The sequence below is a fragment of the Nocardia sp. CA-135953 genome, assembly GCF_050955735.1.
Classification (GTDB): domain Bacteria; phylum Actinomycetota; class Actinomycetes; order Mycobacteriales; family Mycobacteriaceae; genus Nocardia.
Genome location: NZ_CP192082.1, coordinates 5,116,701 through 5,136,044, shown reverse-complemented (window position 1 = coordinate 5,136,044; position 19,344 = coordinate 5,116,701). Strand labels below are relative to the sequence as shown.

The 19,344-nt window shown below is 66.1% G+C and carries 17 protein-coding genes; 7 read left to right on the top strand and 10 right to left on the bottom strand.

Annotated elements, in window-relative coordinates:
• Positions 1–329 precede the first annotated feature (329 nt).
• Both ACQPXH_RS23580 and ACQPXH_RS23575 read left to right on the top strand, forming a co-directional pair.
• Positions 330–779 (top strand): TY-Chap domain-containing protein, encoded by a 450-nt coding sequence (locus ACQPXH_RS23580; protein ID WP_433598677.1) that lies wholly within the window; start codon positions 330–332, stop codon positions 777–779.
• 42 nt (positions 780–821) lie between these two features.
• Positions 822–1,565, top strand: a complete 744-nt coding sequence (locus ACQPXH_RS23575) for a DUF4191 domain-containing protein (protein ID WP_040688460.1) — start codon at positions 822–824, stop codon at positions 1,563–1,565.
• Positions 1,566–1,610: 45 nt separating this feature from the next.
• On the opposite strand, the gene ACQPXH_RS23570 is transcribed toward ACQPXH_RS23575, so the two are convergent.
• Together ACQPXH_RS23570 and ACQPXH_RS23565 are read right to left on the bottom strand one after the other, a co-directional pair.
• Complete coding sequence (locus ACQPXH_RS23570) at positions 1,611–2,000, bottom strand: YrdB family protein (RefSeq protein ID WP_433598676.1); 390 nt, start codon at positions 1,998–2,000, stop codon at positions 1,611–1,613.
• Between the two features lie 37 nt (positions 2,001–2,037).
• Positions 2,038–2,568, bottom strand: coding sequence for an RDD family protein (locus ACQPXH_RS23565; RefSeq protein WP_433598675.1), 531 nt, complete (start codon positions 2,566–2,568; stop codon positions 2,038–2,040).
• Between the two features lie 252 nt (positions 2,569–2,820).
• On the opposite strand from ACQPXH_RS23565, the gene glnA reads away from it, so the two are divergent.
• On the top strand, positions 2,821–4,257 hold the full coding sequence (gene glnA, locus ACQPXH_RS23560; protein ID WP_433598674.1) for a type I glutamate--ammonia ligase: 1,437 nt from the start codon (positions 2,821–2,823) through the stop codon (positions 4,255–4,257).
• Between the two features lie 689 nt (positions 4,258–4,946).
• Here glnA and ACQPXH_RS23555 read toward each other — a convergent pair.
• Positions 4,947–5,498 carry a hypothetical protein gene (locus ACQPXH_RS23555; protein ID WP_433598673.1) on the bottom strand — a complete coding sequence of 184 codons (552 nt, stop codon included), beginning with the start codon at positions 5,496–5,498 and terminating at the stop codon, positions 4,947–4,949.
• A gap of 43 nt (positions 5,499–5,541) precedes the next feature.
• The gene (locus ACQPXH_RS23550; RefSeq protein ID WP_433598672.1) at positions 5,542–7,749 is read right to left on the bottom strand and encodes an elongation factor G-like protein EF-G2; all 2,208 of its coding nucleotides are present in this window, start codon (positions 7,747–7,749) and stop codon (positions 5,542–5,544) included.
• Between the two features lie 611 nt (positions 7,750–8,360).
• On the opposite strand from ACQPXH_RS23550, the gene ACQPXH_RS23545 reads away from it, so the two are divergent.
• Both ACQPXH_RS23545 and ACQPXH_RS23540 read left to right on the top strand, forming a co-directional pair.
• Positions 8,361–8,795, top strand: coding sequence for an ester cyclase (locus ACQPXH_RS23545; protein WP_433598671.1), 435 nt, complete (start codon positions 8,361–8,363; stop codon positions 8,793–8,795).
• Between the two features lie 344 nt (positions 8,796–9,139).
• Positions 9,140–10,705 (top strand): hypothetical protein, encoded by a 1,566-nt coding sequence (locus ACQPXH_RS23540; protein ID WP_433598670.1) that lies wholly within the window; start codon positions 9,140–9,142, stop codon positions 10,703–10,705.
• 4 nt (positions 10,706–10,709) lie between these two features.
• Here ACQPXH_RS23540 and lipA read toward each other — a convergent pair whose 3' ends face one another.
• The 5 genes from lipA to sucB form a co-directional block, all read right to left on the bottom strand.
• Positions 10,710–11,726 (bottom strand): lipoyl synthase, encoded by a 1,017-nt coding sequence (lipA, locus tag ACQPXH_RS23535; protein WP_433598669.1) that lies wholly within the window; start codon positions 11,724–11,726, stop codon positions 10,710–10,712.
• A gap of 78 nt (positions 11,727–11,804) precedes the next feature.
• Positions 11,805–12,539 (bottom strand): lipoyl(octanoyl) transferase LipB, encoded by a 735-nt coding sequence (gene lipB / locus ACQPXH_RS23530; RefSeq protein ID WP_433598668.1) that lies wholly within the window; start codon positions 12,537–12,539, stop codon positions 11,805–11,807.
• Between the two features lie 112 nt (positions 12,540–12,651).
• Entirely contained in the window at positions 12,652–13,185 is a 534-nt protein-coding gene (locus ACQPXH_RS23525) for an N-acetyltransferase family protein (protein ID WP_433598667.1), read from the bottom strand.
• Positions 13,186–13,217: 32 nt separating this feature from the next.
• Positions 13,218–14,123 (bottom strand): TIGR01777 family oxidoreductase, encoded by a 906-nt coding sequence (locus tag ACQPXH_RS23520; RefSeq protein ID WP_433598666.1) that lies wholly within the window; start codon positions 14,121–14,123, stop codon positions 13,218–13,220.
• A 23-nt stretch (positions 14,124–14,146) separates the two neighbouring features.
• Positions 14,147–15,928 (bottom strand): 2-oxoglutarate dehydrogenase, E2 component, dihydrolipoamide succinyltransferase, encoded by a 1,782-nt coding sequence (sucB, locus tag ACQPXH_RS23515; RefSeq protein WP_433598665.1) that lies wholly within the window; start codon positions 15,926–15,928, stop codon positions 14,147–14,149.
• A gap of 259 nt (positions 15,929–16,187) precedes the next feature.
• Here sucB and ACQPXH_RS23510 point away from each other — a divergent pair, with 259 nt between their 5' ends.
• Positions 16,188–16,550, top strand: coding sequence for an oxidoreductase (locus tag ACQPXH_RS23510; protein ID WP_433598664.1), 363 nt, complete (start codon positions 16,188–16,190; stop codon positions 16,548–16,550).
• Between the two features lie 71 nt (positions 16,551–16,621).
• On the opposite strand, the gene ACQPXH_RS23505 is transcribed toward ACQPXH_RS23510, so the two are convergent.
• Entirely contained in the window at positions 16,622–18,157 is a 1,536-nt protein-coding gene (locus ACQPXH_RS23505) for a leucyl aminopeptidase (protein WP_433598663.1), read from the bottom strand.
• 67 nt (positions 18,158–18,224) lie between these two features.
• Here ACQPXH_RS23505 and gcvT point away from each other — a divergent pair, with 67 nt between their 5' ends.
• A complete protein-coding gene (gene gcvT / locus ACQPXH_RS23500) occupies positions 18,225–19,325 on the top strand; it encodes a glycine cleavage system aminomethyltransferase GcvT (protein WP_433598662.1) in 1,101 nt (366 codons plus the stop codon).
• The last annotated feature ends 19 nt before the right edge of the window (positions 19,326–19,344 follow it).

Genomic DNA, 19,344 nt, shown 5'->3' with positions numbered 1-19,344 from the left:
TCGCATATGGCGCATCGTTCCGCCGCGAATCATCTGATCTACACGGGCCGTTTCGCGCTGCGTGGTGGCGTCTCGGGCCTTGCGGTCTGCGAGCCGCAGGCTGGACGTGCCCGTTTTCCGCGGCCTCGGCCGGGTTCCGGAATCGGAAGTTGTGACGTCAGGGCGGATTGCCGCGACCGCGTGAGGCAGGAGCCTGTCGTTCGCGATAACGGCAGGCTATTTGCTCTTGCTATCGCCCAGCGGGAACGGCGCATTCGGTCAATCAGATTCGGCTGGTGTCCCAGGCAGCGCGGCGTATGATCGGCCCAGTGCGAGTCCCCGGGGGAAGCATGAGTGAGCCGGTGACCACGGATTGGGACCTATTCGTGCGGTCGCTGGCACAGTGCCTATCGGAACTACCTTCGCGGGCAACGCTGGTCATCGCCGCGCCCGGCAATCGATACGTCCAATTCGTGCAATACGACATCAAACTGTCCGTCGAACTGGCGGGCAATTCCTATCTCGCGCAGCCCATCTCGCCGACCGCTGAAAGCATGCTGCGCGATCTCGGCTGGCGCGAACCCGTCGCACGGCGCGAGATCGACAATTGGACTCGCACCCTGCTCTGGCCACTGTCTTTGGACACTTTGCGCGGACTCGCCCGTTCGGTCGCGGTCGGCCTGCGTGACGCGCTCGGTGTCGGCACTCCCGCGGAGTTGCGTGCCATGGGGTGGACCGAGACCTCGGGTGATCTGGATCTCACCGCTTTGGGTGAGATCGCGCGTCGCGGCGTCAACTGACGCGGTGGGGGCACCCACCCGACGTGCCACTATCCTGTGAATATGGCAGTAGGCAAGGGCGGCACGCCGTCGAAGGAAGCGAAGGCCGCGGCTAAGGCGGCCCGCAAGCAGCAGTCGAAAGAACGCCGCCAGCAGCTGTGGCAGGCGTTCCAGATGCAGCGCAAGGAAGACAAGCTGCTGCTGCCTTTGATGATCGGCGCCGTCGTCGGCATCACGGTCGTTTTCCTGGTGGTCGGCCTGATCTTCGGGCTGCAGTGGTTCCTGCTGCCGCTCGGTCTGCTGCTCGGTGTGCTCGTCGCGTTCATCATTTTCGGTCGCCGGGTGCAGCGGAATGTCTACGCCAAGGCCGAGGGCCAAGCGGGTGCGGCGGCCTGGGTGCTGGACAATCTGCAGGGCAAATGGCGGGTCAGCAATGGCGTCGCGGCCACCACTCAGTTGGATGCGGTGCACCGGGTAATCGGTCTGCCGGGCGTCATCCTGATCGGCGAGGGTTCCCCGCAGCGGTTGAAGTCGCTACTGGCGCAGGAGAAGAAGCGGACCGCGCGACTCATCGGCGACACCCCGATCTACGACATCATCATCGGCAACGATGAGGGCCAGATCCCGCTGAAGGAGCTGCAGAAGCACCTCACCAAACTGCCCCGCAATATCGACGCCAAGCGGATGGACCTCATCGAGGGTCGCCTGGCCGCGCTGAGTTCGCGCAGCGGTCCCGCACTGCCCAAGGGCCCGATGCCCGCGGGCGCCAAGATGCGCGGAGTGCAGCGCACCATCCGCCGGCGCTGATTCTGTTTCGAGGCCCGCATCCCATGGGATGCGGGCCTCGAATTTCTAAGGAGTCGTTCCGGTTCGCCCGACGCCGAGCAACCAGGTGATCCGGTCGTAGCCGACGACGTGGTAGACGACGAGTACCGCGGTGAAGACCAGGGCCCAACGCGGCAGCCCCGCGAGCCAGAATGCGGCCGCGCCACCGAACAGCACCACGATCTCGACCAGCAGCCGCACCCAGCCGTCCACCGCGACCGGGGCATTTCCGCTGCGGCTCGGATCGCCGGGCACCGCGAACGTCCCCCAAGCCACGGCGGCGGCAAGGGGCAGCAGTACAACCAGCACATAGCGCCAAGGCGAATCGAACGCGAGCCAACCGCAGACCGCGAACGACGAAATGGCGGCGAGTTCGAGGAACAAGCGTACCGCCAGCATGACCGGATTCAGGGACACCGCCGGAGCGTACTGTTCCGACGCCCGCCGGGAGGTGCTAGCGCGAGTGGACGACCGCGGTGCCGGTGGCGCGGTCGTGCATGCCGCGACCGTCGGCGTCGGTGAACAGCGCCGGAACCACGAAGACAAGCAGCACCTGGCGGGCCAGCGCGCGCACGAAGCCGACGGCCACCGGTGCGTCGACGCGGATGACGCGCAGGCGCAGGAAGTACTGCCCCGGCGTGTACCCGAACAACGACACCGCGACGACGCCGATCACGAACCAGACGAGCAGGTTGGGAGTCGTGAGCGCACTCACAATCGCCTCGAAGTTCGACGGGCGCGGCTTCCCGGCCGGAATATCCATGCCGGCGATGATCTTGTCCGGGTTCGGTCGAACGATGATCGCGGTCACACCGAGTGAGATGAACCAGTCCACCACGAGCGCGACGATCCGCCGCAACATGCCGACCAGTGACCCCGCGCCCGAGCGCGGCAGACCCAGGTGCTGACCGGGGAACTCGGGTGTTGCCGGATCGCCCGGGTCGGCCGAAGGTCCGGAAAGCCAGGATCCGCTGATGCGTGCCATAATCCCCAGAATAGGCCTCTACGACCGGTCGTAGGACACCGCATTAACCCTGAGTGACCTCGGCGTGCGCTGGTAAATGGACTGGATTACGATGCTGTTCGAGCCCGGGTAGCCATCAACACCCGGCCAGCCGCACGTGTAACACTGGCGAAACACGGCCTTGATTGCTGGGAAACATCGCGTCCATAGCGTCTGGACGCGACGAACCCATGCAATCGACACTGGCTGGGAACCGATCCGTAAGGAGAACAAGTGACGTTCAGCACGGCCGACGAGGTCATCAAGCACATCAAAGAAGAGGAAGTCGAATACGTCGACATCCGCTTCAGTGATCTTCCGGGTGTGCAGCAGCACTTCTCGATCCCCGCGAAGGCTTTCACCGCTGACCTCGCTGAGGAAGGGCTAGCGTTCGACGGCTCCTCCGTCCGTGGCTTCCAGTCCATCGACGAGTCGGACATGCTGCTGCTCCCCGACTTCGGCACGGCGCGCCTGGACCCGTTCCGTCAGGCCAAGACGCTGAACCTCAACTTCTTCGTGCACGACCCGTTCACCCGGGAGGCCTACAGCCGCGACCCGCGTAACGTCGCGCGCAAGGCGGAGGAGTTCCTGAAGAGCACCGGCATCGCCGACACCGCCTACTTCGGTGCCGAGGCCGAGTTCTACATCTTCGACTCCATCCGTTACGACTCGGGCATGAACGGCGCCTTCTACGAGATCGAGTCGATCTCGGGCTCCTGGAACACCGGCGCGGAGTTCAACCCGGACGGCACCCTGAACCGCGGCTACAAGGTCCGTAACAAGGGCGGTTACTTCCCGGTCGCCCCGTACGACCACTACGTCGACCTGCGCGACAAGATCTCGACCAACCTGCAGAACGCGGGCTTCGAACTCGAACGTGGCCACCACGAGGTCGGTACCGCGGGTCAGGCCGAGATCAACTACAAGTTCGGCACCCTGCTCGGCGCGGCCGACGACCTGCAGCTGTTCAAGTACATCGTGAAGAATACCGCGTGGGCCGAGGGCAAGACGGTCACCTTCATGCCGAAGCCGCTCTTCGGCGACAACGGCTCGGGCATGCACGTGCACCAGTCGCTGTGGAAGGACGGCAAGCCGCTGTTCCACGACGAGGCCGGCTACGCGGGCCTGTCGGATCTGGCGCGCCACTACATCGGCGGCATCCTGCACCACGCTCCGTCGCTCTTGGCGTTCACCAACCCGACCGTGAACTCCTATCACCGGCTGGTCCCGGGCTACGAGGCCCCGATCAACCTGGTGTACTCGCAGCGCAACCGCTCTGCCGCGGTCCGCATCCCGGTCACCGGCAACAACCCGAAGGCCAAGCGCATCGAGTTCCGTGCGCCCGACTCCTCGGGTAACCCGTACCTGGCCTTCGCTGCGATGATGATGGCCGGCCTGGACGGCATCAAGAAGAAGATCGAGCCGAAGGCCCCGGTCGACAAGGACCTCTACGAGCTCCCGCCGGAGGAGGCCAAGGGCATCCCGCAGGCCCCCACCAGCCTGGCTTCGGTCATCGACCGCCTCGAGGCCGACCACGACTACCTCACCGAAGGCAACGTGTTCACCCCGGACCTGATCGAGACCTGGATCAACCTCAAGCGCGAAAACGAAATCGCGCCGGTGAACCTGCGTCCGCACCCGTACGAATTCGAACTCTACTTCGACGTGTAAGCCTGACCTGCGTTTTTACGCCTGATTTAGGCGTTCGGTACGCAGTAGACGGAATCGAATCCATCCGCCCGGTGATCACATCCGCGATCACCGGGCGGATGGATTCGTCCGTATCCGGCGATCTTTCCGAATCTCGGCAATCGAATTCAAATCCGCCATCAATGTCCCTGTACCGAGAGCGAAGAGTTTCGGCAATCAGTCCTGCGACCGCCTGTGGCGATATCTCCATGTACTCCATTTCTGCAAATTGACCGCACCATATATTCTCGAATGAGACGTCGAGCATAGTCTGCGTAAAACTTTGTGATGGTCCCCAGCCGCCGACGAGGGGTTGGAGCCAGACCGTACCGAAATGGTCGATGGATTTCTGTCGCCCGTAACCGTCCCACTAGATCGATGCTCGCAGTTGCTTTCGACTCAATGGTGCTCGGGCATCCGTCAAGCGAAACAATGGCGATCCGGGCGGTCGGTCGGACAACTGCCTCGAACTCATCCGCTGCCGATCCTCCCTCATGCCATCTGGACCCTCGTACAACTTCGGAAGAACCTGGTGAGCTAGCGAGAACCGTTCGGGCCCAACTTCTTTCCGAAGGGGCGGCCCGAACCTGCGAGCCGTCGCACAACCCAGTCACGATCGCGCGCACCGGTACCCTGTGCGAACTCCTCACGCTCTGTGCGACAGCAGAAGTTCAGATCGGGAGCACCATCTCGACGAGTTCCCATAGTGACACGCCTCCGGTACCGAAGGCTGTGACCAACGCGTACGCGATAAGCGCGTCCTCCACGGTGGGCTGGCGAACAGTTACCCCGGGATCGCGCACGGTGAATGGCAATGCCCAGCCGGCCTCGATGTGGTGCGTTCCCGTCAACACGAATTGGCCGAGCACATGCTCGCCCCGATCCCGTTGCCCGACCACCAAGGTGCTGGAGTGCAGATCCGTCGGGATCAGCCGAAAAATCTTGCCATCGACCTCGGCGACCGCGCGATAGGTCCGCCGGTAGTAGAAATGCCCGCGCCCGACCGTCAACCTGATCGGGCGATCATTGATCGATGCCCGCAGCCGCTTGGCATTTCGCGTACCGATGGGAACACGTTGACGAGTGCGCGGACCGATCCGTTCGATGGTCACGGCCGTGGCATCGTCGAAAACCGGTGTGACGAGCACTCTTTCGTCGGTCCGAGTGATCACGATCTTGCCGAAATGCTCGGTGTCGACGACGAAACGCTCTGGACTGCTCACCCGGCTCCTCCGACGCTAGCGAAACATCCTGCGGCGCTGGGTATCAGCCCGACTTCCTGGCCTGCTCGCGGACCGAGCCGGCCAGGGCGTTCGGCATCGGTTCGTGCCGGATATACGAGCGCGTGAAATCACCCGCACCATGTGAGATGGAGCGCAGATCTATTGCGTAGCGGGTGAGTTCGAGTTCGGGAACCTCGGCGTGGATGCGGGTGCGGCCGGTGCCGTGCGGTTCGGTGCCGAGGACCCGTCCGCGGCGTCCGGACAGATCGCTGAGTACCGGACCGACATAGTCGTCCGTTACCACCACCCATACTTCGGCGATCGGCTCGAGCAGGTCGATACCGGCGGCGGCCGCGGCCTCGCGCAACGCGAGCGCGCCCGCTGTCTGGAATGCGGCATCGGAGGAATCGACCGAATGCGCCTTGCCGTCGAAGAGAGTCACACGCATATCGACGAGCGGGTATCCGGCCGCCACTCCGCGCCCGGCTTGGGCGCGGACACCCTTCTCCACCGACGGAATGAATTGTCGCGGTACGACTCCGCCGACCACCCGGTCGACGAATTCGATGCCCGAACCGCCCGACAGCGGTTCCACTTCGATCTCGCAGACCGCGTACTGTCCGTGGCCGCCCGACTGTTTGACGTGCCTGCCCTTACCGGTCGCCTTGCCCGCGAACGTTTCTCGCAGGGCGACCTTGTGATCGATCACGTCGACCTGCACGCCGAACCTGGTGCGCAATCGCTCCAGCGCGACATCGCGGTGCGCCTCACCCAGACACCACAGCACGATCTGGTGGGTGTCGGCATTCTGTTCCAGCCGGATCGCGGGATCCTCGGCGGCCAGCCGGGCCAGGCCGCTGGAGAGCTTGTCCTCATCCGCCTTGCTGCGTGCCTGAATGGCGATGGGCAGCAGGGGGTCCGGCATCTGCCATGGCTCGATCAGCAGCGGTGCGGCGGTGCCGGACAGGGTATCGCCGGTTTCCGCGTGGCTCAGTTTGGTGACATAGGCGATATCACCGGCGATGGCCTGGCCGAGTGGTCGCTGCTGTTTACCGAACGGTGCGGTGATGGCGCCGATGCGCTCGTCCACATCGTGGCTCTCGTGGCCGCGGTCCTCCAGGCCGTGACCGCAGACATGCACGGTGTCGTCGGGTCGCAGGGTGCCCGAGAATACGCGAACCAGCGAGACCCGGCCGACATATGGATCCGAGGCGGTGCGGATCACCTCGGCGGCCAGGGTGCCGTCCGGATCGCAGTGCAAAGGTGTCGGCGCCGCACCATCGGAGGTGTTGATCGCCGAGACCGCATGTTCCGACGGTGTGGGAAATCCGCCGGTGATCAGCTCCAGCAGTTCGATGGTGCCAAGGCCCTGTTTGGCCCCTTCCGGGGCGGGCGCGCCGAACAGGACGGGATGGAAGCTGCCTCGGGCGACCGCGCGTTCGAGGTCCTCGACCAGCGCCGCCAGCTCGATCTCCTCGCCGCCGAGATAGCGCTCCATCAGGGTTTCGTCTTCGCTCTCGGCGATGATGCCCTCGATCAGCCGGTTGCGCGCGTCCTCGAGCAGCGGCAGTTGATCGTCGGACGGTTCGCACTGAACCTCCGCGCCGGAGGAGTAGTCCGCGATGCAGTGTGGCAGCAGCTCGACCAATCCGGTCACCGGGCGATGACCGTCCGGACTCTTCGGCCCGTACACCGGAAGATGCAGCGGCAGAATGTTTTCCGAGGAACCGCCGCCGAGTACCTGTCGACAGGTCTCGGTCATCTCGTCGAATTCGGCGCGTGCGGTGTCGAGGTGGGTGATCACGATGGCCCGCGGCATCCCGACCGCCGCGCACTCCTCCCACAGCGCGCGGGTGGCACCGCTCACGGCCTCGGCGCCCTCGGCCGCCGAGATAACGAACAGGGCCGCATCCGCCGCACGCAGACCCGCGCGCAGCTCACCGACGAAATCGGCGTAACCGGGGGTATCCAGCAGATTGATCTTTATCCCGTGCCACACCATCGGCACCACCGACAGCTGCACCGATCGGTGCTGGCGGTGTTCGATCTCGTCGTAATCCGACAGCGACGTCCCGTCCTCCACCCGGCCCGCGCGATTCACCGCACCCGCCGTGAGCGCCAACGCTTCCACCAACGTGGTCTTACCCGATCCGCTGTGCCCGACCAGCACTACATTCCGGATGTTCTCCGGTCGCTGTGCCGTCACACCTTTACCGTTGGTCCCTGCGGACGCACTCGCTTTCTCGACCATGTGTCTCGCTTTCTCGGTCGACACTTACGGTCCTTCGAGCTTCCCACCAGCGGTCGCGTTGCGTGCACGGATCGGGCGATCCGATGTGTTCATTTGCGTTTGAGTTGGCGTGTACGTGGGGTTCAGCATCCGGCCAGACGCGGCCCAGGGGCTGTGTAAGTGTGCGATGGGACGGTGCGGTCGGCTGTTGCGCGTAATCGGGTACTACAGCTCAGGGCGCGAGCCGTTCCGGCAAATCGGTCTACCGACCAGTCTGCACGGGCTGGTGACGTGAGGCGCGTATGTGACCGCCGGGGTATCCACCCGCAGGTAGACATCATGCGAGCACGGACAGCTCCGTTGCCCCTTACCTCGCGTACGAAAGAGGCGCACAATATTTGCGGTACACCGGTTTCAGGGTTTGTGATCGGCGGGTAGCTGATATCCGCCGACAACATTCGGACGGGCATCTGCCGCGATGAGAGCGTCCACATACCGGGTCGCGGCGCCTGGATCCGCTGCTGGCATCGCGGCCGCGCGCCAAACCACACTCAATGCCGGGCATCGCGAATGCTGCCTGTAGCGACTACGGCCTCCGCCAGTTCGGCACCGTCAATCGAAAGGGAAGCGCCATGTCAGAGCAGAACAAGGCCACCGCCAAGCGCATCTTCGACGCATGGAATGCGCGAGATCTCGATGTATTCGACGAGGTGATCGCGGCTGATTGCATCAACCACGATCCACAGAACCCGTTCGCCGAGGTCCATGGCCCCGACGGCTTCAAAAGGCTCGTGCAGATGTATCTCGCCGCGTTCTCGGATCAACGGTTCTTGGTCAACGAACAGATCGCCGAAGGCGATTTCGTCACTACCCGATGGACGGGGACAGGCACCAACGACGGCGAGATGATGGGCATGTCCCCGACCGGCAAGTCAGCGGTCGTTCAGGGAATCACAATCAGTCGCTTCCAGGACGGCAAGATCGTCGAAAACTGGGCATGTTGGGACACGCTCGGGATGATGCAGCAACTCGGTGTCGTCCAGGCTGCGCACTCTGCAACCACCTGACTCGCACCGAATCCTCGCTGCTGTCGGATAAAGTCGAGTGCGGCAGTTCAGGTGGGCGGTTGGGTACGCCCACTCCGTGCATCTCGCCAGAATTCGGCGGCTCGTCCGCGCGGCTGCCGCTCTTGACGATGTCTTCGGGGGAGAAGACTCGATTCGCCGGGGATCCGGCCTCCTGACCGACAACGGCTCGCCGCGACACTCGCGTCTGTCGCCGCCACGCCCGTGTAGTGACACCTTTTGTCGCCAAAACCACGCTCTTACGGTGCCTTTCGAATTCTCGTCGGGCGGTCGCGCTGAATACCGTTGGTGGGTCGACTGCGCGGACGAGAGGGAGGGTGACCTCGATGCTGGTTGTCAACGAACGGGCGGCGGTTACGCGATCCGAGCAGTGCGTGCTCGACTGGATGCGAACGTGGACCGGTCAATATGTCATTGTGGGGCTTGCTATTTCGGGATGCCCCCGGCCGGACCGCAACTCCGAGGAGACTGTGCGGGAGGCGGGCCTGGTGGTGTTCACGCCACGCGCGATGGTCGTGATCGAAGCCGAGGAGGTCGCCGCCGAGGTGACTACCGGGGTTTCGGGTCCGGCCGACGGGCGCTCGCGGCTCCTCGAGTTCCAGGGCGATCCGGTTCCTGTCCGCGATTGCGACACCAGTCCGTTCGACCGAGTGACGAGCCAGGTACTCGATCTCGAGGAGTTGGTGCGCAAGCGGCATCCGGATGCCTTCGTCGACGGATTGGTCGTGGTTGTGCCACCTCGGGACGCGTCGGTCGTGCTGGATATCGAAGCGTCCGAACATGGCAACTGTGTGGTCCTCGGGTCCTCGGCCGGGTTGCGGGCTTGGTTTCATCGGACGGCGAATCGGAAGCTGATCTGGACCGCGGAGCAGGTACACGCGCTACTCGGCGAGCTTCACCTGTCGCACGTGGTCACCGTCGAGGATCTCGCGGCCGAGGGATTTCCGTCAGAGTCGGGACGTCGTATGCGTTCGGAATCCAGGACGCTGGTCGGCGCTGCCCGCGCATCTGCTCCGCCCGATGCTATCTCTGCTTCGGTCGACAGTTCGAGTGCGGCGGCCGGACGACCGGATGCGGATGGGCTTTCCGAACCACGGTTCGAGTCGGCCCTGCCGCGGCCTTCCGATATCACCGAAGTTCTTGTCGACGATCATTCGACAACGACGGTGGACAACTCGACGGCTCTGGTCGGAGCGGTATCACTGTCGAAGCACGATGGGCCGCAGTCTGTTTCGTCCGCGATAGGGGATACGGGCACAGTATCCGCCGGACTGCAGCCGCCGCCCTCGGCTCCGTACCCGCCATGGCTCGCTGCCGACATCGCGAGGGCTCAGGCGAGGGGTGCGCAACGCTCGCGGCTTGCGGTTCGCTCGGATGCGGGGCGTTCGCACGTATCCGTGCTCCCGGCAGAGCCGGAACCGATCGCCGCTGTCGATGCCGATCAGACGCAGTCGGCACCGCCGTCGTCGTCGCCCTACGCCGACGCCTGGTCGTCGTGGGTCGACTCCGGCCCGCAATTGATACCGACTCCACCACAGGTGGAGCCGGAACCCCTGCGGTCGGCAACCCCGCCGCCGCCGACCCCGCCCGCCGCCGAGCGGTCGAACCAGGACCTGTTTCGCCGACGGGTGTCCGCACTGCGCAGGCGTACTTCGACCGCGCTGGCGAAAGGAGCCGAACTCATTCCCGGCCTCCCGCAACACCTCGCGACCTTGCTGATCGTCGCGGTCGTCATCGGCACGATCTGGATCCTGGTTTCCGCGGGCGTGAACGAGCGCGGTAGCGCGGTTCAGCCGCGCCCCCTTACTAGTACTGAACCAGCTGCTCCGCTGGCACCGCAGGCTCCGGCTCAGCCCGAACCGCAGTGCTTCCCGTTCCAGCCAGGATGTTGATCGACTAGCCGCCGAAGCGGGCCAACACGGAGCTGGCCTCCTGTGTGGCGGTGCCCTCCGCTGCGAGATGCGCCATGGCAGGGGAGATTTCGCGGCCGTGGTGGGCCATTGCCTGGGCGTAGAGGCGGCCCGCGCGGTACGAGGAGCGGACCAGCGGCCCGGCCATGACACCGGCGAACCCGATTTCCTCGGCCATGCGGGAGTGCTCGACGAATTCCTCGGGCTTGACCCAGCGGTCCACCGGATGGTGGCGCGGCGAGGGCCGCAGGTACTGGGTGATGGTGAGAATGTCGCAGCCGGCCTCGTGCAGGTCGCGCATGGCCTGGGTGACTTCCTCGGGGGTTTCGCCCATACCGAGGATCAGGTTCGACTTGGTGACCAGGCCGTCTTCACGGGCGGCGGTCAGCACGGCGAGGGAGCGCTCGTAGCGGAACGCCGGGCGGATCCGCTTGAAGATGCGCGGCACCGTCTCCAGGTTGTGCGCGAGCACCTCGGGGCGTGACGAGAAGACCTCGGCCAACTGCTCGGGGACCGCGTTGAAGTCCGGGATGAGCAGTTCGACACCGGTGTTCGGGTTCAAAGCCTTGATGGCGCGGACGGTTTCGGCGTAGAGCCAGGCGCCGCCATCTCCGAGATCATCGCGCGCGACGCCGGTGATAGTGGAGTAGCGCAGGCCCATCGCCTGGACGCTTTCGGCGACCCGGCGCGGCTCGTCGCGATCGAGTGCGGCGGGTTTGCCGGTGTCGATCTGGCAGAAGTCGCAACGGCGGGTGCACTGTTCGCCGCCGATGAGGAAGGTGGCCTCACGGTCTTCCCAGCATTCGAAGATGTTGGGACAACCCGCTTCCTCGCACACCGTGTGCAGGCCTTCGCGTTTCACCAGGCCCTTGAGTTCGGTGTACTCGGGGCCCATCTTGGCTCGGGTCCGAATCCATTGAGGCTTGCGCTCGATCGGGGTCTCCGCGTTGCGCGCCTCTATGCGTAGCAGTTTGCGTCCTGCCGGTGCTGAAGCTGAGGTCACTCGATCGACCTTACGCCTGCCGCGTGCCGCCGTCGGATGCAGTCTGTCACTGCCCCGGGCAACGCGACAGCAGCCGACTCATTCGGCTTTCGCGGGCTCCACGGCCGGTGCGGCGCGGACGATGTCGCGTGCGGTCACGGGGAGTTCGCCATTGAGCGCGCGGGTGATCGCATCGGCGACGAGCGGCTTGACCTCGGCCACCGTGACCTCGCGACCGAGTTCGCGCGTCAGCGTGGTGACACCGGCGTCGCGGATGCCGCACGGGACGATCGCCTGGAAGCCGTCGAGCGCGGAATTGCAGTTGAGCGAAATGCCGTGCAGCGCGACGCCCTGCTGTACCCGCACGCCGATCTGAGCGACCTTGCGCTCGGAGTAGAGCTGGGTCGCGGCCAGCCAGACACCGGAGCGACCCTCGACCCGGCCGCAATCCAGGCCGAGGCCGGTGCAGACGGTGATCAGCGCTTCTTCCAGCCTGCGCACGTAGTGCACGACATCCACCGGCTCGGCCAGCCGCACGATGGGATAGCCGACCAGCTGGCCCGGTCCGTGCCAGGTGATCTTGCCGCCGCGATCGACCTGCACCACCGGGCTGCCGTCGATCGGCAGATCCTCGGCCTCGGTGCGGCGCCCAGCGGTGTAGACCGACGGGTGCTCCAGCAGGAGCAGATGGTCGGAGCCCTCCCCAGCGGCCCGCTGCGCGGCGATCGACCGCTGCATTTCCCAGGCGCTGTGGTAATCGATGAGTCCGAGATCCTCGACCACGATCGGGGTCGTATCGAATCTGGCGGACCAGGTGGTGCGCGTGTCGTTCACGTCCTCGACGGTACGCCGAGTGTGTCGATTCGATAAACCGACCCGATGTGGGCGATGCCACATGGTTGCCAGGTTTGGCATCGGTGCAAGTGGGTGCGCTGGTCCGTGCGGCTCAGTCGCCCTCGACCGGCAGGGTGAGCTGCATCAGTGTCAGGTCCATCCAGCGACCGAATTTGCGGCCCACTTCCGGCAGTTCCCCGACCGTACGGAATTCGAATCGCTCGTGCAGCGCGATCGAACCGGTATTGCCGGATTCGATGGCGGCGACCATGGCGTGCACGGTACCCGCCTGGCGGGCGCGCTCGATCAGCTCGGTGAGCAGGGCACCCGCAATTCCGCGGCGCTGGAAACGGTCGGCGACGTAGACCGAATTCTCCACGGTGAAGCGGTAACCCGATCGGGTCCGCCAAGGGCCGTAGCTGGCGTAACCGGCAACCTCGCCGCCGATATCGGCGACCAGAATCGGCAGCCCGGCGGCGGTGCGGTCGCTGAACCAGGCGCGCCGATCGTCGAGATCGACCTGCTCGTGATCCCAGATGGCGGTGGAGGTAGCGATATTCGCGTTGTGGATGACCAGGATCTCGGGCAGATCGCCCGCACGCGCGTCACGGATGACGGTGGCGGGTCGGGCGTCCAGCTCGGTCATCGATTTACTCCATGGCGTCTTCGGATGCGGCGTCAGCGATCGTCATCGCGGCCGAGGGCGGCAGCCAGGGCCGCACCGATCGTCTGGTGCTGGAACGGATAACCCGCCTCCTCCAGCGCCGTCGGAATCGCGCGCGGGCCGTTCAGGATCGCCTCTTCGGCGAATTCACCGATCAGCGCGCGTAATGCGAACGCGGGCACCACGAATGGGGCCGGCCGGTGCAGCACACGGCCCAGGGCCCGATTGAATTCGGCATTGGTCACCGGTGCCGGACCGACGGAATTGATCGGCCCGCCAACGCTGTCGTGGGTGAGTGCGAAGATGATCGCACCGATCTCGTCGGCCATCGAGATCCACGGCGTGTACTGCCGTCCATTGCCGAGTCGGCCGCCGAGACCGAGCGAGTACAGCGGCTGCAGCATGCCGAGCATCCCGCCGTGATGGGACAGCACCACGGCACTGCGCAGCAGCACCGTGCGCACACCCGCATCGACGGCTGGTTTGGTCGCGGCCTCCCAGTCCCGGCAGAGGGTGGCGAGGAAACCCGTTCCCGCGGGGGCGGTTTCGTCGACCACCCGGTTGCCGGTGGCGCCGCCGTAGTAGTGCACGCCGCTGGCATTCACCAGCACCGGCACACCAGCAGTGGCGACCGCATTGGCCAGGACATCGGTCGGGGTGAGCCGACTGTCACGCAGCTCCTGTTTGTAGCTGCCGTTCCAGCGCCGCCGTCCAATGCTCGCCCCGCAGAGGTTGACCAGTGCGTCGGCGCCCCGTAGGGCCCGCTCGTCCAGATCGGCGCGAGCGGGATCCCAGCGGTATTCGTCCGGCGCGTTGGGTGAGCGGCGTACCAATCTGGCGACTTCGTGCCCCTCGCGGCGCAGCGCCGCGACGAGTGCCGTCCCGATCAGCCCGGACGAACCGGCGATCACCACTTTCATACGCGACAGACGACCCTTTCCGACTACAGACCGAGGTCCGCCTCGAACGCCGCTTCCTCGAGTCGGTGCCGGATCGTGGTCAGGAAGCGACCGGCGTCGGCGCCGTCGATGAGGCGGTGATCGTAGGTGAGTGGCAGGTAGCACATGGACCGAACGCCGATGGACTCGTTGCCGGTCTCATCGGTTACCACCACCGGACGCTTGACGATCGCACCGGTGCCGAGCATGCCCGCCTGCGGCGGAAGCAGGATCGGGGTGTCGAACAGCGCGCCCTGGCTGCCGATATTGGTGATGGTGAAGGTGCCACCGGCCAGCTCGTCCGGCTTGAGGCCGCCGGTGCGGGCGCGGTTGGCGATATCGGCGATGGCGCGGGCGAGTCCGGCCAGCGACAGGTCGCTGGCGTTGTGGATCACCGGGGACAGCAGACCCTGCTCGGTATCGACGGCGATGCCGAGGTGCACCGAGGCGTGGTAGGTGATCTCCTTGGTGGTCTCGTTGTAGCTGGCGTTCACATTCGGGTGCACGCCGAGCGCCTCGACGACCGCCTTGGCGAAGAACGGCAGGAACGTCAGGTTGACGCCCTCGCGATCCTTGAACGCGGCCTTGGACTGGCTGCGCAGCGCCGCGATCTTGGTGACATCCGCCTCGTGCACCTGGGTCAGCTGCGCGGTGGTCTGGAGCGATTCCAGGGTCTTGGTGGCGGTGATCTGGCGGATGCGGCTCGCCTTCTGCACGGTGCCGCGCAGGTGCGCCAGTTGCGACGGGGCCGCGGGGGCGGGCGCCTTCGCGGCCGGTGCGGCCGCCGCGGGGGCTGCTGCGGCCGGAGCCGGTGCCTTCTTGGCCTCGACGGCGGCGAGCACATCCTGCTTGCGGATGCGTCCGCCGACACCGGAGCCGGTGACGGTGGCCAGGTTGACGCCGTTCTCCTCGGCCAGCTTGCGGACCAGCGGGGTGACGTACGGGGTCGCGCCGTTGCCGGAGGTGTCCGGGGTCGGCGCCGGTGCTGTGGCGGCCGGAGCCGGAGCGGGCTTGGGTGCCGGGGCGGGAGCCTGGGCCGGGGCAGGTGCCGGAGCGGCGGCCGCCGGAGCAGGCGCGGGAGCCGGTTCGGACGCAGGGGCCGGGGCGGGAGCCGGCGCTGCCGGGGCCGGTGCGGCGGCCGCGGGGGTGCCGCTGCCGATCACGCCGAGCTGTCCACCGACGGCGACGACATCGTCTTCCTGCGCGGAGATTTCCAGCAGGGTGCCCGCGACGGGCGAGGGTATCTCGGTGTCGACCTTATCGGTGGAGACCTCGAGCAGCGGCTCGTCGACGGCGACCTGGTCACCGACCTGCTTGAGCCAGCGGGTGACGGTGCCCTCGGTGACCGACTCACCGAGTTCCGGCATCTTGACCGGGGTACCCGACGCGGCGGCGGGGGTGGGGGCGGCCGGAGCCGCAGGCGCGGGGGCGGGGGCCGCAGCGGCGGCCGGCGCGGGGGCCGGTTCCGGCTCCGGTGCGGGTGCAGGCGCGGCTTCAGGTGCGGGTGCGGCGGCGGGCGCGGGTGCGGCGGCGGGCGCGGGCGCTTCGCCGGCTTCGCTGATCACACCGAGCTCACCGCCGACCTCGACGACGTCATCCTCGGCGGCGACGATCTTCGACAACACACCCGCCGCCGGCGACGGGATCTCGGTGTCGACCTTATCGGTGGAGACCTCGAGCAGTGGCTCGTCGACCTCGACCGTGTCTCCTTCCTGCTTCAGCCACCTGGTCACCGTTCCCTCGGTGACGCTCTCACCAAGAGCCGGCATCTGGACGGAGAAGGCCATGTCCGTTGACTCCTCTGACTGCTCGACGGGTTCTACAACAGTTGATCTCACTGCGAACACCCACCGCGGGTCGCGATGGGTGTCCGAAAGCCACCGATCATTGTGCGTGGCACCGGAGATCTGTGTGGTTCTTGTACCGCGATCCATCCTTGCACTCGCCCGCGAGACATGTAGCACAGGGCAGCGAACTACACAGGGCTGGCAAGATGGAATGACCGATGCCGAGCACTCGGTCACCGGTGGAAGGAGGTCGGCGTCGTTGGGTTTGCTGGATCGTTTCCGAGGCGGCGCGGCGCGGGGAGGCAAGGCTTTACGTGCGGGTTCGGGTAGCGGCAACGATGCGCGCTACCTCGCCGAGTGGGTGCGTACCCATTCCGGAGTGGAGGGCTACGTGGAGCCCAAGACGACCGTGACCGATGTCACTGTCGTATTGGTCGCGGCCGATGGTGAGTGGACTCGTCGCGTCGTCGGCGAGCGCGGCGCGCAGCGGCTAGCCGGAGATTTGCGGATTCCCGTTTACGACGTCAGCAAGACCGGTTATCCGCAACGGATGCGCGACTACGACGCGCGCAAGCGGATCGAGCGCCAGCGGGCGCTGGAACGTGAATTGGGCGATTTGTAGGACTTTCGTTCAATTTGTTCGCGGCCCGCCCGTGCGACGCCCGGGAATCCGGACGCCGCACCGGCATTCGATTACTCCGCCGCGTCTTCGTGCGCGATGTCCTCGATCACCGAAACCAGAGTGCGGACCGGAACCCCGGTGCCACCCTTGCCGATGTAGCCGAACGGGCCGCCGGTGTTGTAGGCCGGACCCGCGACGTCCAGGTGCGCCCACTGCACACCCTCCGGGACGAACTCCTGGAGGAAAATCGCGGCCGAGAGCATGCCGCCCCAGCGGTGCGATGCGACATTCGCCAGATCCGCGACCTTGGAGTTCAGATCGGCGCGCAGTTCGGCGGGCAGTGGCATGGCCCAGCCGTTTTCACCGGCCAGCCGCGACAGCCGCGCGACCCGGTCGCGGAAATCATCGGTGCCCATCACGCCGGGGGTACGGGTGCCGAGCGCGACCATCTGCGCACCGGTGAGGGTGGCGACGTCGATGAGGTACTCCGGATCGTCCTCACCCGCCCGCACAATGGCGTCGGCCAGGATCAAGCGGCCTTCGGCATCGGTGTTGAGCACCTCGACGGTCTTACCGCCGTACTGGGTGAGCACATCACCGGGGCGCTGCGCGGTGGCCGACGGCATGTTCTCGGCCATCGGCACGGTCGCGATCACGGTGACCGGTAGTTCCAGCTTGGCGGCGGCGATGGTCGCGGCGATGACCGCGGCGGCACCCGCCATATCGGAGGTCATATTTTCCATGTTCGCGGCGGGCTTGATGGAGATGCCGCCGGTGTCGAAGGTGATGCCCTTGCCGATGAGCGCGATCTTCTTGGCGCCGCCGTTGTAGGTCAGGCGCACCAGGCGCGGCTGGCGCGAGGAGCCCTTGCCGACGCCGAGCACGCCACCGTAGCCGCCGTCGGCCAGCGCCTGCTCGTCGAGCACCTCGACCTGCAGACCCGCTGACTCGGCCAAAGCCTTCGCGCGGGTGGCGAATTCGGCCGGGTACAGGTGACTCGGGGGAGTGTTGACGAAATCGCGTGCGGTGGCGATGGATTCGGCGATCACCCAGTCGTGGCTGAAGCCCTTGCGGTAGGACACGCTCGGATCGCCCACCAGGAGTTCGACCTTGCGCACCGGCTGCTCGTCCGGCTTGCCGTCGGCACTGTCGGATTTGAACGCGGTGAAGGTGTACGCGCCGAGGAAGAACCCTTCAGCGGTGGGACCGATGCCGCCCTCGAGACCCGACAAAGTGGTCACGGCCCGGCCGACACCGGTCAGCGCACGTCCCGCGACACCGGCCGAGCGGCGGATTTGTTCGGCATCGATCTTGTCCGCGGCGCCGAGTCCGACGGCGAGCACGCTCTTCACATCGAGGCCGGTAGGGGCGGGAATCCGGGTGAGTTCCTCGGCCTTACCCTTCGCGCCGACGGCGCGCAGTTGTTCCTGCAGCGCCGCGCGGACCTCCGGGGTGAGGATGTTGTCGACGAATTCGTCCTCCAGTGTGGCGATCGTCGGGCCGTCGTCACCGGACACCAGGCCGATCACCAACACATCGGTGTCCGCACTGATGGTGTCGACCAGGTCCAGGTCCGGTCCGAGCGAGCGATCTGCAACAGCGGTCATGAGCACAGGCTATTCGGTCTGCTCCGGGTGGCGCATCGCGACGCCACCGCCGGGCTAAGCTCGGCCGGTGACCGATGCGAACCTGCTGCAAGGCCCGATCCATGGTGTCCACATCGAACTCGGGGCGAAGTTCGCACCGTTCGGCGGATGGGAAATGCCGGTGTCATACGCGGGGACGGTCGGCGAACATCAGGCAGTTCGCGCGACGGTCGGCCTCTTCGATGTGAGTCACCTCGGCAAGGCCACCGTCCGCGGCGCGGGCGCGGCGGATTTCGTCAACGCGGCGCTCACCAACGACCTCGGTCGGATCCGGCCGGGCAAGGCGCAGTACACGCTGTGCTGCGCGCCCGACGGTGGTGTGATCGACGATCTGATCGCCTATTACGTCAGCGATGACGAAATCTTCCTGGTGCCCAATGCCGCCAACACGGCCGCGGTGGTCGCGGAACTGCGGAAGGTCGCGCCCGACGGCATCACAGTGACTGACGAGCACCGCGATTACGGGGTGTTCGCGGTGCAGGGGCCGCGCTCGACGGAGGTGCTCACCGCGCTCGGGCTGCCGACCGATATGGAGTACATGGCCTACGCCGACGCCGAATGGGACGGCCGCCGGATTCGGGTCTGTCGCACCGGATACACCGGTGAACACGGCTACGAACTGTTGCCCCGGTGGGCCGATGCCGAGCCGCTGTTTCGCGCGCTCGCCGAGCAGGTCCGGGCGCACGATGGGCAGCCCGCCGGGCTCGGTGCTCGCGATACGTTGCGCACCGAAATGGGTTATCCGCTGCACGGACATGAACTGTCACTGGAGATTTCGCCCGTGCAGGCGCGCTGCGGGTGGGCGATCGGCTGGAAGAAGGCCGACTTCTGGGGTAAAGCCGCACTGGAGCAGGAGAAGTCGGCCGGTCCGCGTCGAATCCTGTTGGGGCTGAAGGCACTTGATCGGGGGGTGCTGCGCCAGGGACAGACCGTGCTGCGTGAGGGTGCGCCCGTCGGCGAAACCACCTCCGGCACCTTCTCGCCGTCGCTGCAGATCGGTATCGCCCTCGCCTTGCTCGATACCGCGGCGGGCCTCGAACCCGGCGCGGAGGTCGAGGTCGACGTACGTGGCCGCCGCCTGCGCTGCGAGGTCGTGCGTCCGCCGTTCGTCGACACGAAAACCAAGTAGTCGGCGTCTCGCTGTGCAC

Bases quoted from the DNA above. Each gene is read 5' to 3' on its own strand.
- ACQPXH_RS23580 (WP_433598677.1), top strand. From the start codon at position 330: ATGAGTGAGCCGGTGACCACGGATTGGGACCTATTCGTGCGGTCGCTG.
- ACQPXH_RS23575 (WP_040688460.1), top strand. From the start codon at position 822: ATGGCAGTAGGCAAGGGCGGCACGCCGTCGAAGGAAGCGAAGGCCGCG.
- ACQPXH_RS23565 (WP_433598675.1), bottom strand. From the start codon at position 2,568: ATGGCACGCATCAGCGGATCCTGGCTTTCCGGACCTTCGGCCGACCCG.
- ACQPXH_RS23550 (WP_433598672.1), bottom strand. From the start codon at position 7,749: ATGGTCGAGAAAGCGAGTGCGTCCGCAGGGACCAACGGTAAAGGTGTG.
- ACQPXH_RS23545 (WP_433598671.1), top strand. From the start codon at position 8,361: ATGTCAGAGCAGAACAAGGCCACCGCCAAGCGCATCTTCGACGCATGG.
- ACQPXH_RS23540 (WP_433598670.1), top strand. From the start codon at position 9,140: ATGCTGGTTGTCAACGAACGGGCGGCGGTTACGCGATCCGAGCAGTGC.
- ACQPXH_RS23525 (WP_433598667.1), bottom strand. From the start codon at position 13,185: ATGACCGAGCTGGACGCCCGACCCGCCACCGTCATCCGTGACGCGCGT.
- ACQPXH_RS23520 (WP_433598666.1), bottom strand. From the start codon at position 14,123: ATGAAAGTGGTGATCGCCGGTTCGTCCGGGCTGATCGGGACGGCACTC.
- sucB (WP_433598665.1), bottom strand. From the start codon at position 15,928: ATGGCCTTCTCCGTCCAGATGCCGGCTCTTGGTGAGAGCGTCACCGAG.
- ACQPXH_RS23505 (WP_433598663.1), bottom strand. From the start codon at position 18,157: ATGACCGCTGTTGCAGATCGCTCGCTCGGACCGGACCTGGACCTGGTC.